General features: G+C 33.5%; 10 protein-coding genes. 2 read left to right on the forward strand and 8 right to left on the reverse strand.

From position 1 onward, the window contains the following. Nucleotides 1–17: 17 nt before the first annotated feature. From rodA to purH, 6 genes are all read right to left on the reverse strand, one after another. Nucleotides 18–1,253 (reverse strand): rod shape-determining protein RodA, encoded by a 1,236-nt coding sequence (gene rodA, locus DFR66_RS10470; protein WP_114754796.1) that lies wholly within the window; start codon nt 1,251–1,253, stop codon nt 18–20. Between the two features lie 5 nt (nt 1,254–1,258). Beyond that, nucleotides 1,259–3,211, reverse strand: a complete 1,953-nt coding sequence (mrdA, locus tag DFR66_RS10475; RefSeq protein WP_114754797.1) for a penicillin-binding protein 2 — start codon at nt 3,209–3,211, stop codon at nt 1,259–1,261. After that, nucleotides 3,208–3,714 carry a rod shape-determining protein MreD gene (locus DFR66_RS14040; protein WP_114754798.1) on the reverse strand — a complete coding sequence of 169 codons (507 nt, stop codon included), beginning with the start codon at nt 3,712–3,714 and terminating at the stop codon, nt 3,208–3,210. The genes mrdA and DFR66_RS14040 overlap by 4 nt, the downstream gene beginning before the upstream one ends. Continuing rightward, nucleotides 3,707–4,531, reverse strand: a complete 825-nt coding sequence (mreC, locus tag DFR66_RS10485) for a rod shape-determining protein MreC (RefSeq protein WP_114754799.1) — start codon at nt 4,529–4,531, stop codon at nt 3,707–3,709. The genes DFR66_RS14040 and mreC overlap by 8 nt, the downstream gene beginning before the upstream one ends. A 100-nt stretch (nt 4,532–4,631) precedes the next feature. After that, on the reverse strand, nt 4,632–5,660 hold the full coding sequence (locus tag DFR66_RS10490; protein ID WP_114754800.1) for a rod shape-determining protein: 1,029 nt from the start codon (nt 5,658–5,660) through the stop codon (nt 4,632–4,634). 53 nt (nt 5,661–5,713) lie between these two features. Further along, nucleotides 5,714–7,240, reverse strand: coding sequence for a bifunctional phosphoribosylaminoimidazolecarboxamide formyltransferase/IMP cyclohydrolase (purH, locus tag DFR66_RS10495; RefSeq protein WP_114754801.1), 1,527 nt, complete (start codon nt 7,238–7,240; stop codon nt 5,714–5,716). A gap of 198 nt (nt 7,241–7,438) precedes the next feature. On the opposite strand from purH, the gene DFR66_RS10500 reads away from it, so the two are divergent. Next, nucleotides 7,439–8,689: an ABC transporter permease gene (locus tag DFR66_RS10500; protein WP_114754802.1), complete on the forward strand. Its 1,251-nt coding sequence runs from the start codon at nt 7,439–7,441 to the stop codon at nt 8,687–8,689. A gap of 38 nt (nt 8,690–8,727) precedes the next feature. Next, nucleotides 8,728–10,920: a TonB-dependent receptor plug domain-containing protein gene (locus tag DFR66_RS10505; protein ID WP_158634648.1), complete on the forward strand. Its 2,193-nt coding sequence runs from the start codon at nt 8,728–8,730 to the stop codon at nt 10,918–10,920. Between the two features lie 76 nt (nt 10,921–10,996). Here DFR66_RS10505 and accD read toward each other — a convergent pair whose 3' ends face one another. Then, nucleotides 10,997–11,851, reverse strand: a complete 855-nt coding sequence (gene accD, locus DFR66_RS10510; protein WP_114754804.1) for an acetyl-CoA carboxylase, carboxyltransferase subunit beta — start codon at nt 11,849–11,851, stop codon at nt 10,997–10,999. 74 nt (nt 11,852–11,925) lie between these two features. Further along, the gene (fbaA, locus tag DFR66_RS10515) at nt 11,926–12,993 is read right to left on the reverse strand and encodes a class II fructose-bisphosphate aldolase (protein ID WP_114754805.1); all 1,068 of its coding nucleotides are present in this window, start codon (nt 12,991–12,993) and stop codon (nt 11,926–11,928) included. Nucleotides 12,994–13,044: the final 51 nt, after the last annotated feature.

Below are 13,044 nucleotides of genomic sequence, written 5' to 3' on the forward strand. Positions count from 1 at the left end.
ACTTAAAATCTATTAAATTACCATTCGTTTACTTTGTTTGCATCCATTTTTATAAATATAAATAATAATATAGTGAAGCCCCAAAGACCAGAACCTCCATAAGAAAAGAACGGAAGTGGAACTCCAATTGTAGGGAATATACCAATGACCATTGCAATATTTACAAAGAAATGAGTAAATAAAATTCCGGCAACACAATACCCATATACTCTACTGAATTTTGTCTTTTGTCTTTCTGCTAAATATATTATTCTGAGTAATAAACCTGAAAAAAGAGCAATAATAACTAATGAGCCTACAAATCCCCATTCTTCTCCTACTGTTGTGAATATATAATCTGTATGTTGTTCAGGAACAAATCCCCCTTTAGTTTGTGTTCCCTCTAGAAACCCTTTTCCAAACCAACCTCCTGAGCCAATAGCTATACCTGCTTGATTGGTATTATAGCCATCATTTTGCAAGTCAACAGTTTTTCCTAAAAGGATATTAAAACGATCTCTGTGGTGCTGTTTGAAAACATTATCAAAAACATAGCCTACTGACAGTACAAATCCTGAAATAATAACAAAAAGGATACTGCTCAAAACGATATTTCTATCAGCTAATCTTGATTTAAAATGAACTAATATTATTGTAATTAATGCTATGAGTATTACATATTGGGGCTCTAATAACAGTGTTAATACAAATAAAAGTATAGTAATAAATCCTGTCCAAACATACCATGAAGGTAATCCTTCACGATATAAAACAATGATGAAGATGCTGTAAATCAATGCGCTTCCTGGATCAGGTTGAGGAAGTATTAGTAAGACAGGTAAAAGGATGATGGCAAGGGCTTGAACCTGTCGATTCACCTCTTTTAAATTTATTTGTGTGTCACTTAAATATTTCGCTAGCGCCAAAGCTGTAGCTGCTTTTGCAAATTCAGAAGGCTGGATTGTAAAACTCCCAATTGCATACCAACAACGCTGGCCTGCTATGGTTTTACCAAATAAAAACAGCCCAGCTAATGTAACTAAAGAGATTCCAAAAATGATACTGGCATATTTTTCATAAAATTTACCATCAACTGAAAGCACAATAAAAATTAAGGGAATAGTCAATATAATGAATAAAAGTTGTTTTTCGTGAGTTTCTTCCATTGATGATAGTGAAGACGAATAGATATTTAGCCAGCCCAAAATAACTAATAAAGCATAGATTATTATGCTTATCCAGTCAATGTTATTTGTTATGCTTTGGTTTTTCATCTGAATTAAATAGCTTGTTTATTCGATTTAGTGGTGTCTGTTTTTGTTTTTATTGTTGGAATTGTTGTTTTCTTTTTTAGAAGAGAATCATTAATTTTTAATTGTAATTTTACTGCTTCAGACAGTCCACCTAATTTAGCATAACGACTTTGTAAACTTGTTGCAAGAATCCTTTTTTCTAAGTCAACTCTGGTAATTTTTTGTCTAAGATATTTTTCTATCATCAAACTTGCAATTGGTCCAGCTATTGTTGCTCCATAACCTCCATTTTCAACCATTACAGCAATTGCAATTTTAGGATTATCTTTTGGTGCAAAGGCTACAAATATGGAGTGATCTTCCATTTTTACTCGTACTCCGCCTATTTTTGCAAAATTTTCTGCTGTTCCGGTTTTTCCGCATATTTCTATCCCTTCCACACGGAGTGACTTGGCTGTTCCTAAGTTGTAAACATCAAATAAACCACTGATAATTGGTTTGAAATGTTTTTTATCAATTGTGGTTACATGTTTAGTGGTGAATTTCTCGTCAATTTTGTGTCCTTCAATCTTTTTGATGATATGAGGTGTGTAATAATATCCCTCATTGGCAACTGTTGCCATCATGTTTGCTAGTTGAATAGGAGTCATAAGTACTTCACCCTGTCCAATAGAATTAGAAACAATTGTAGTACTTCTCCAGCCACCGTTAGGATAAATACGTTTGTATGTTTTTGAATCAGGTACTTTTCCTTTTTTACCAGTTGGCAAATCATATCCCATGAATTGTCCAAGTCCAAAGCTTTTCACGTGTTTACTCCATACATCAACTGCTTGAGCTGGTTTTGAATATTTATTTATAGTTTTCATGTAAGCTGTTGCAAAATATGAGTTGCAAGACTCAAATATGCCCCTGTGTAATTGTAACGCACCACCATTACAGTGGCACCCCATAAAGCGGCCTCTGGCATAACTAAATCCTCGATTACAAAAAACAGTCGAATTTCCATCAATAACACCTTCTTGTAGCGCAACAAGCCCAGTTAAAATTTTGAAAGGAGATCCAGGAGGGTACTCAGCTAGCAAGCCTCTGTCATAAAGTGGTTTTGCTATAGAATCGCGGTATAATTCGGTATAATTCTTAGATCGTTTTCTTCCTACCAATATGCTTGGGTCATAGGATGGAGCGGTAACAAGTGCTAATATTTCTCCCGTACTTGGTTCAATTGCTACAATTCCACCACGTTTATTAATCATTAATTCCTCACCATACTTTTGAATTTCAGCATCTATGGTAAGATTTATGTCTTCTCCTTGAACAGCGATTGTATCGTATTTCCCCTCTTTATAAGAGCCAATTTCCCTATTGTATTTGTCTTTTTGAATGTATTTTACACCTTTTACTCCACGTAAAAGATCTTCATAACTTTCTTCAACCCCTTGTCGACCAATTAAATCACCGCTGTTATAATACGGGTTTTTGGCAACTAGTTTTTCATTTACTTGAGTGATGAATCCAAAAATATTAGCTCCAAATTCTACTTCATAATCACGAAGCGAACGTTTTTGAAAATAAAAACCTTCATATTTTCTTATTTTTTCTTGGAAAGCTGCAAATTCACTTTTGTTCAATTGAGGTAAAAAGACTGATGGTAAGCGCGGGCTATAAACTGCAGCTTTTTCAATTTTTTTGATGAAATCTTCTTTTGTAATATTCAATAATTCACAAAATTCTAAAGTATCAATGTTTTTAATATCTCGAGGAATGACCATAATGTCGTAAGATGCTTGGTTAGCTACTAGTAACTTACCCTTCCTATCATATATGTATCCTCTTTCGGGATATTCATATTTTTTTTTTATGGCATTGTTCTCGGACTTTAGTTTTAAAGTATCGTCAACAATCTGCAAATAAAAAATTCGCATCACAAGTAAAGATGTAGCTATAATTATTAAAGAAGGCAACAAGACTTTTCTCATCTTTTGTTAGGCTTAATAAGGTATATTATGATAATACAAATAATGATAGTGAATATAGTGCTTAAAAGACTTCTTATTAGTATATCAAGAATTAAGCTAAATTGGAATGCTTCTAATATAAATAATGTGAAATGGTGTATAACAACCGAAAGTAATATAAACGAGAATCTTTCTGGAGTTAAAACGTCATTTAATTTTACGGTTTGATATTCATAACTTAGTCCAAAAGCAAATTTAAAAATAGACGGTCTAAAATAAGCAAGAACCAAACACGCTGTGGCATGTATTCCGCCTGAATTGCTGAACATATCCATAATAAGTCCAAGGATGAAACTAGCAATTACTAGCCCTGACTTGTTACCGTTTACAGGGTATAGTATTATAAATAATATATATGGAAATGGACTTATGTAGCCCAAAATATTCATATTGTTGAATATGATAATTTGAACTGCCAATAACAGAATAAATCGAAAAATATTGACTAACAATGCGCTATTCATCCTTTTCTCTCTTTTCTAAATTAATGATTTCATCGCGATCTTTCCTTTTAATGATGTATACATGACCTAAGTTTGTCATGTCATTAAAAAGCTTAACAGTTATTGTATAATAATTAGTTTGATCGTCTTTTTCTATTTTGTCAATAGTCCCAATATTAATGTTCTCTGGGAAAATTACAGATTGACCTCCAGTTACAATTGTATCTCCTTTTCTTATAGCCGCTAATCTAGGAACATCTACTAATTGAACAAATCCAGTGCTTTTTCCATTCCAAATCAAAGATCCAAAGTGATTTGACTTTTTAATTTTAGCATTGATTTGAGATTTTTTATTCAGAATACTGATTACGGTTGAATAGTTTGGAGATGTATTTTCTATTATTCCAACTATTCCTAAACTGTTAATTACTCCCATATCTGGTTTTACACCTTGTAATTCACCTGAGTTTAAGGTTAAGTAATTTTCATGAACATTATAGGAATTGTGTATCACTTTAGAAACAACAATATCGTCTCTTTTTACACCTTTGATACTATCCAGTTTTTTTATTGCTGTAGTGTCTTTGCGATTAAATAAAATGCTTTTTAGTTTTGCGTTTTCTAAAGCAAGCGCTTCATTTTGTGTTTTTAAATTCAAGTATTCGTTAAGGTTGTTAACCTTTTCGTACACTCCTCCACTTAAAAAGTTTGCTGAACTAATTATTTTACTCCTATGAAAAGAATGGGATTGAATGGTGAGTGATAACGAGATACCCAAAAGCAGCAAAAACAGTAATCTATTACTGTTTTTAAAAATAAAATTAAATATTTGCTGCATTTCTTAACGGTATAATGTAAATAACTGTATGTCTTGTTTTGTAATCTTATTTGTTTAAATTGCTGTAAGCTATTAGGTTTACTGGTGCAACAAAAACGGATTACTTAATCAAAATGCTTTTGAATTTTGTAATGTTTTTAAGTGCCATACCAGTTCCTCTAACTACTGCTCTTAACGGGTCTTCAGCAATGTAAACAGGTAAATCTGTTTTTTGTGAAATCCTTTTATCAAGACCTCTTAACATTGAACCTCCACCTGCTAAGTAAATCCCTGTGTTGTAAATATCAGCTGCTAATTCAGGAGGTGTTTGTGACAAAGTTTCCATTACAGCATCTTCTATTCGTTGTATTGATTTGTCTAAAGCTTTAGCAATTTCTCTGTAAGAAACCTCTACTTGCTTTGGTTTTCCGGTTAGTAAATCTCTACCTTGAACTGACATGTCTTCTGGAGGAGTTTCTAGGTCTTCAATAGCAGCACCAATTTGAATTTTGATTTTTTCGGCAGTACTTTCTCCAACAAAAAGATTGTGTTGCGTGCGCATGTAATAAACAATGTCATTTGTAAATACATCACCAGCGATTTTTACTGATTTGTCACATACAATTCCACCTAATGCTATTACTGCAATTTCAGTTGTTCCTCCACCTATGTCTACAATCATGTTTCCTTTAGGTTGCATGATGTCTATTCCAATACCTATAGCAGCAGCCATAGGCTCATGTATCAAATAAACTTCTTTTCCATTTACTCTTTCGCAAGATTCTTTTACAGCTCTCATCTCTACTTCAGTAATTCCTGAAGGAATACAAACAACCATTCTTAATGCGGGAGTAAACATTCTTTTTTTCAATGCCGGTATGCTTTTTATAAACATACTGATCATTTTTTCAGAAGCATCAAAATCAGCAATTACACCATCTTTCAAAGGTCTTATCGTTTTAATGTTTTCATGTGTTTTTCCCTGCATCATGTTAGCTTCTTTACCAACAGCGATGATTTTTCCTGATATTCTATCACGAGCAACTATTGAAGGGCTGTCTATGACAACTTTATCATTATGTATGATTAAAGTGTTGGCGGTACCAAGGTCTATCGCAATATCCTCGGTCATGAAATCAAAAAATCCCATAAGTTTTTTAAGGGTTAAAAGTTATAAATTTGTGACGGGCAAAGTTAAACAAATTAATGTTTAAAATGACGAGTTCCTGTAAATACCATTGCAACTTTATTTTCATTACAATAATTAATACTTAATTCGTCTTTTATTGATCCTCCAGGTTGAATTACAGCAGTTATTCCAGCTTCTTTAGCTATTTCTACACAATCTGGAAAAGGGAAAAACGCATCGCTAGCCATCGCTGCACCATGCAAGTCAAAGTTAAAATTTTTAGCTTTTTCTATTGCTTGTTGCAAAGCATCAACTCTTGATGTCTGTCCCGTTCCTGACGCGATAAGTGTGCCGTTCTTTGCAAAAACAATCGTATTTGATTTTGTGTTTTTACAAATTTTAGAAGCAAAAATCAAATCTTGAATTTCTTGTTCAGTAGGTTCAGTTATAGTAACGGTTCTTAAGTCTTCTTTATTGTCAGTTATGTTGTTTCTGTCTTGAACTAAAATTCCGTTTAAGCAAGTTCTAACTTGTTTTTGTGGTAATTCAACTTCGTTTTGGACTAATATAATTCGGTTTTTCTTTTCTTGTAAAATTGCAAGGGCTTCAGTATCATATTCTGGAGCAATCACCACTTCGCAAAATAATTTGTTTATTTCTGAAGCTGTTGCAACATCAATTTTTGTGTTCGAAATTAAAACACCTCCAAAAGCTGAAGTTGGATCGCAGGCCAAAGCCGCAAGATAAGCCTCGCTTATGGTAGTTCTAGATGCTAAACCACATGCATTATTGTGTTTTAGAATGGCAAATGTAGGGCCGTCATTTTTAAATTCATTAATCAAATTCACTGCTGCATCTACATCTAATAAATTATTATACGACAATTCTTTTCCGTGAACTTTGTTGAACATTGCATCAAAATCTCCAAAGAAAAATCCTTTTTGATGAGGGTTTTCGCCGTATCTCAAAACTTGACCGTTAGCAATACTTTGTTTGTATATTGTTTCGTCAGTATTAAAATAATTGAATATCGCAGTGTCATAATGAGATGAAACATGAAATGCTTTTGTTGCCAATAATTTTCTGTCTTCTAATGTAGTCGCGCCGTTTTGTTCTGTTATTAAATCCAAAAGCAAACTGTATTGATCAACTGAAGAAACAATTACTGTATCCTTGAAGTTTTTTGCGGCAGCACGTATCAAAGAAATACCACCAATATCTATTTTTTCAATAATATCAGCTTCACTTGCTCCTGATGCAACTGTTTTTTCAAAAGGATATAAGTCAACAATTACTAAGTCTATTTGTGGAATATTGAACTCAATCATTTGTTGTACATCACTCTCGTTGTCTTGTCGATTCAAGATGCCTCCAAAAACTTTTGGGTGTAATGTTTTTACTCTACCGCCCAAAATTGAAGGGTAAGAAGTAACATCTTCAACAGGAATTACAGGAATTCCTAAATTTTTTATAAAATCCTCAGTTCCTCCAGTAGAATAAAGTGTAACATTTTGATTGTTTAGTTGTCTTACTATAGGTTCTAATCCTTCTTTTGAAAAGACAGAGATTAATGCAGATTGAATTTTTTTTGTTGTGTTCATTGTGTAGTTATAGTTATAAAGTGCAAAAATAGTTTTTTAATGTGAAAATTAAGCCATTTGAAAATGAGATAATATGTAATTTTTACTGCTATTTTATTGGCAAATATAAAATAATTGATTCACACGGCAACGAATACATTTTTCATTAGGTTTTTGAATAATATTTATGGAATTTTACTTTAATACAAAAAAGATTTTATGCTAGTTTACCTTCGATTATTAAGAGAGAGTTTTGGTTTTGCAATGAATGCATTGCGAAACAATAAGTTAAGAACGTTGCTTTCTTTGTTAGGAGTTACTATTGGAATTTTTTCGATTATAGCTGTACTTGCGGCTGTAGATTCTTTGGACAAAAAAATAAAAAAAGATTTAAGCAGTTTAGATAAAAACACCATTTATTTGATGCGATTTTCTTTTGGGCCTTCTGAAATTCCACTCTGGAAAAGAGAACAATTTCCTGATGTAAAATATGATGAGTATGAATATTTGAAAAGTTCGATGAATAATTTAGATCAAATGGCTTATCAATTTTTTGTAGGCAGAGAGGTTATGAAATTCGAATCGGAATCTGTGAGTGGCGTGAATGTTGTTCCAGTATCTCATGAGTTTATAGAAATTCAAGGACTTGAGTTTGCAAAAGGAAGGTTTTATAATGAATCTGAATCTAATTCTGGAGCTCCTGTTATTGTTTTGGGTTATGAGATAGCGAACAGTCTTTTTGGCGAAAGCGAACCTATTGGAAAAAACCTTCGTCTTTATGGACAGCGCTTTACAGTTATTGGTGTGTTAAAAAAACAAGGAGAAGGCATGTTTGGCGACAGTAATGATACTTCTGTTTTTATCCCAGTTAATTTTTTAAGAAGAATGTATGGAGATAATAATGATTCCTTAACACCTGTTATTCTTGTAAAGCCTCAAAAAGGAGTTGATATGGATGCTTTTAAAGCGGAACTAACTCAGAAACTACGTAATTATCGCGGTATGAAAATAGATGAATCTGATAATTTTTTCATCAATGTTCTTTCTGGATTCACGGATTTATTAGATGGAATTATTAGTGCCATGCGCGGTGGAGGTATTTTGATTAGTGTTTTTTCATTTCTAGTTGGTGGATTTGGAGTAGCTAATATCATGTTTGTTTCTGTTAAAGAGCGTACCAATTTAATAGGAATTCAAAAATCGTTAGGTGCAAAAAATAGGTTTATACTTTTCCAGTTTCTATTTGAAGCTGTTATTTTATGCGTTATCGGTGGAGCTATAGGATTATTGATCGTTTGGTTACTTTCAATGCTTTTAACTAGTGTATTAGATTTCGAATTTGTATTGAGTTTTTGGAATATACTTATTGGCTCAGGATTGTCAATTATTGTGGGTGTAATTTCAGGAATACTTCCTGCGATTTCTGCTTCAAAGCTAGATCCTGTCGAAGCAATTCGTACTGGAATGTAAAAACATTTTCTATTTTGTATTTCAATAATTTTTTTAGTTTGACAAAAAACATCATCACTTTATGCTTTTTAGTGTGCTCACTTTCGGGATATACGCAAGCCCAGAAAGACACTACAAACCTTGCTGATGTCGTTTTAATCAATAAAATTCCTATTGTTATTTCTGCATTGTCGTATCAAGTAGCTACTATTACCGCTAAGCAAATTGATTTTCAAAATTTTCAAAGTACTGCAGAGGTTTTATCTAATTCAGGTTCTTTATTTGTACAAAAATCACAACAAGGTGGTGGAAGTCCATCCATACGTGGCTTTGAGGCCAGTAGAGTTTTATTGCTTGTAGATGGTGTACGGATGAATAATTTGATATTTCGATCAGGACATCTTCAAAATGTTATTACTGTTGATGAAAGTATGCTCGCAAACATAGGTATTTTTTATGGCCCTGCGTCTACACTATTTGGCAGTGATGCACTTGGCGGAGCAGTCGCAATGACAACTAAAAAAGCAAAGTTTATTAATGAAGTTGAAAATAAATGGACAGGCGGTGTCAATGCGCGTTACAGCGCCGCTAACTTAGAGCAATCCCTAGCTTTAAATTTGAATTTTGCCTCTAAGAATTTTGCTGCCCTGACGTTACTATCGTTTAATGACTTTGGAGATTTAAGAATGGGTAAAAGTAAGAATCGCAATCTGGACTTTTTTGGAGAGCGACCCTTTTACGTCGCTACAATAAATGGTGTGGATCAGTTAATGGCAAATGAAAATCGGTATGTGCAAAAAAATAGCGCTTTTAAGCAATACAATTTCATGCAAAAAGTTAGCTGTAAAACGCGTTCGGGTTTTGAGCATGGCCTAAATTTGCAATACTCCACATCTACATCTATTCCTCGTTACGACCGGTTAACAGAAACAGACTCTTCAACCGGACTAAGACACGCGCAGTGGTATTATGGACCACAAGAAAGAGTTTTAGGTATTTATTCTTTAGGTAAAGAAAATATTTTTCAAGCTACAAATTTGAAAGCATCTCTAGCTTTTCAGAATGTGCAGGAAAGCAGGCATAATAGGAGATTTGGCAATTATACGCTTCAAAATAGAGAAGAAGAAGTGAAAATTTACTCAATTGGTGTTGACTTGGTAAAAAAAATCAAACAAGCCGAATTATTTTACGGATTAGAATCCTACTATGAAGTATTGCAATCGAACGCTTTCTCTTATGATATTAACACAGGTGCAATAAACTCCATCAGTACAAGATATCCAAATGGCAACAATTCGATGTTGCGCAATGACATCTATGTTTCTTACGTGGATAAAATTGCCGAGAATACGTGGTGGAATGCTGGCGCTAGACTTGGATTTACTACTTTGAATAGTTCAGTAGCTGACGATTCTTTTTTTTTATTGCCATTTACAACAATCACACAAGATAACTTCACTTACAGCGGCACTGTAGGAATAGTCAAAAACACCTCTAAATACACCACTTTAAAAGCAAATTTGTCTAGCGGATTTAGAGTTCCAAATATAGATGACTTGTCAAAGATTTTTGAATCAGTGAAAGGGATTATCATTGTGCCCAATGCTGCTCTAAAACCGGAGAAAACGATTACTGCCGATTTAGGTTTTGCGTTCCATTCCAATTCAAAAAAAATAAAATTCGAAAATACGTATTTCTATACGAGAATGATTGATGCCATCGTGACTAGTGAATTTCAATATGAAGGACAAAGCGAGATTGTGTATGATGGAACAGTAAGCAAAGTTTTTGCAAATCAAAATAGGGGCAAAGCATTTATAACAGGACTATCAACAAGCTTTAGTGCATTGATACTATCGAACTTCAAGTTCGAAGCTAATTTTAATTACAATCTGGGTAGAATTGTAGAAAATAGTGTGCAATCACCATTAGATCATATTGCACCTTATTATGGTAAAATCGGGTTTTTGTATACTCATGCTACTTTTAATTTAGGAGCATATTTGCTTTATAATGGTCAAAAAAATAGAAAGGATTATTCCTCTAGTGGTGAAGACAATTTACAATATGCTCCAGTAAATGGCATGCCAGCATGGGAAACTTATAACTTAAAAACCAGTATTGAGGTGTTCAATGGTACTACACTTTTTGCGGGAGTAGAAAATATTCTGGACACGCAATACCGCACTTTTTCATCGGGTATCAATGCGCCAGGACGAAATTTATACTTTGGATTTAGATTTAATTTCTAAAACGCTAGTATTAAACCAAAAAATCCTGTTCATCTTTTCGCGAACAGGATTTTTGCATTTTATAAATATAGTAAAATTATCTAATAGGATTGTTTTGAATCAAATCGATATACAAGTTTATCTTGTCTTTTAGTTCCTTTCTAGGAGTAATAAAATCTAAAAAACCATGTTCTAATAAAAATTCAGCAGTCTGAAAACCCTCAGGTAAATCTTTTCCAGTGGTGTCTCTTACAACTCTAGGACCAGCAAATCCAATTAACGCTCCTGGTTCAGCGATGTTTATATCACCTAGCATCGCGTAGGAAGCAGTTGTTCCTCCAGTTGTAGGATCGGTACAAAGTGAGATATAAGGTAGTTTTGCTTCGGCAAGTTGTGCTAATTTTACAGATGTTTTTGCTAACTGCATTAAAGAATAGGCAGCTTCCATCATTCTGGCACCACCTGATTTAGAAATCATGATAAATGGCATTTGGTTTTTAATAGCGTGATCAATTCCTCTTGCGATTTTCTCTCCCACTACAGCTCCCATAGAACCACCAATAAAGGCAAAATCCATACAGCAGATGACAACATCTTTTTCTTTTGATTTTCCAACTCCAGTACGAACAGCATCTTTAAGTTTGGTTTTTTCCATTACATCTTTCAATCGATCTGCATATTTTTTTGTATCCACAAAATGCAAAGGATCTTTAGAAGTCATGTTTTTATCAAGTTCAACAAATTCATTGTTGTCAAATAAAATTTGAAAATATTCTGTACTTCCAATTCTCACGTGAAAACCATCTTCGGGACTTACAAATAAGTTACGAGCTAGTTCATCGGCATCAATAATTTTTCCAGTTGGAGATTTATACCAAAGTCCTTTTGGAATATCCATTTTGTCTTCGGTAGCAGTAGTAATCCCTTTTTCTTTTCTTTTAAACCAAGCCATATTTATTGTTTTTGTTGTTTCAGGTTTAAAGTTTAAAGTTTTGAAACCTTAAACCTGAAACATTAAACTTTTTATTATAATGTATTCACGTTGTTTAAGTCAGCAAATGCTTGCTCAAGTCTAGTGTTGAAAGTAACTTCACTTTCACGCAACCATTTTCTTGGATCGTAATGTTTTTTGTTTGGAACATCAGAGCCTTCTGGGTTTCCAATTTGGGTTTTCAAATAATCGATGTTTTTTACCATGTAATCACGAATACCTTCTGTAAAAGCAAATTGTAAATCAGTATCAATATTCATTTTTATAACACCGTAGCTAATTCCTTCTCTAATTTCTTCTAGAGTAGAACCTGAACCTCCGTGGAAAACGAAGTCTACTGGGTTGTGTCCTGTGTTGAATTTATTTTGAACAAAATCTTGAGAATTTTTTAAGATTTTTGGAGTCAATTTTACATTTCCTGGTTTGTATACTCCGTGTACGTTTCCAAAAGCTGCAGCAATTGTAAATCTTGGGCTTACTTTAGAAAGTTCTTCGTATGCGTAAGCAACTTCTTCAGGTTGTGTATATAATTTAGAACTATCAACATCAGAGTTGTCAACTCCGTCTTCTTCACCACCGGTAATTCCAAGTTCGATTTCAAGTGTCATTCCCATTTTGCTCATTCTTTCTAAATAGCCTTTGCAAATTTCGATGTTTTCTTCGATAGGCTCCTCAGATAAGTCAATCATGTGAGAAGAATACAATGGTTTTCCAGTTTCAGCAAAATGTTTTTCTGAAGCATCTAATAAACCGTCAATCCAAGGTAATAATTTTTTTGCACAGTGGTCAGTATGCAAAATTACGGTTGCTCCGTAAGCTTCTGCCATAGTATGAATATGTAATGCACCAGCAATTCCACCAGCGATTGCAGCTTTTTCACCTGCGTTAGAAAGTCCTTTTCCTGCGTTAAATTGTGCTCCTCCGTTTGAGAATTGAATGATAACCGGAGCATTAAGTTTTGCTGCTGTTTCAAGTACACCATTGATAGTATTTGATCCTGTAACATTTACTGCCGGAAGTGCAAATCCTTTTTCTTTAGCATAATTAAAAATTTCCTGAACTTGATCTCCTGTAGCTACGCCTGGTTTTATGTTGTGTGCCATTGTGCTTTTTTTAGTTATTTTATTTAGTTTTTAGTTTGCAAAAATAAGAAT

This window comes from Flavobacterium glaciei, assembly GCF_003350545.1.
Taxonomy (GTDB): domain Bacteria; phylum Bacteroidota; class Bacteroidia; order Flavobacteriales; family Flavobacteriaceae; genus Flavobacterium; species Flavobacterium glaciei.

Bases quoted from the DNA above. Each gene is read 5' to 3' on its own strand.
- rodA (WP_114754796.1), bottom strand. From the start codon at position 1,253: ATGAAAAACCAAAGCATAACAAATAACATTGACTGGATAAGCATAATA.
- mrdA (WP_114754797.1), bottom strand. From the start codon at position 3,211: ATGAGAAAAGTCTTGTTGCCTTCTTTAATAATTATAGCTACATCTTTA.
- DFR66_RS14040 (WP_114754798.1), bottom strand. From the start codon at position 3,714: ATGAATAGCGCATTGTTAGTCAATATTTTTCGATTTATTCTGTTATTG.
- mreC (WP_114754799.1), bottom strand. From the start codon at position 4,531: ATGCAGCAAATATTTAATTTTATTTTTAAAAACAGTAATAGATTACTG.
- DFR66_RS10490 (WP_114754800.1), bottom strand. From the start codon at position 5,660: ATGGGATTTTTTGATTTCATGACCGAGGATATTGCGATAGACCTTGGT.
- purH (WP_114754801.1), bottom strand. From the start codon at position 7,240: ATGAACACAACAAAAAAAATTCAATCTGCATTAATCTCTGTCTTTTCA.
- DFR66_RS10500 (WP_114754802.1), top strand. From the start codon at position 7,439: ATGCTAGTTTACCTTCGATTATTAAGAGAGAGTTTTGGTTTTGCAATG.
- accD (WP_114754804.1), bottom strand. From the start codon at position 11,851: ATGGCTTGGTTTAAAAGAAAAGAAAAAGGGATTACTACTGCTACCGAA.
- fbaA (WP_114754805.1), bottom strand. From the start codon at position 12,993: ATGGCACACAACATAAAACCAGGCGTAGCTACAGGAGATCAAGTTCAG.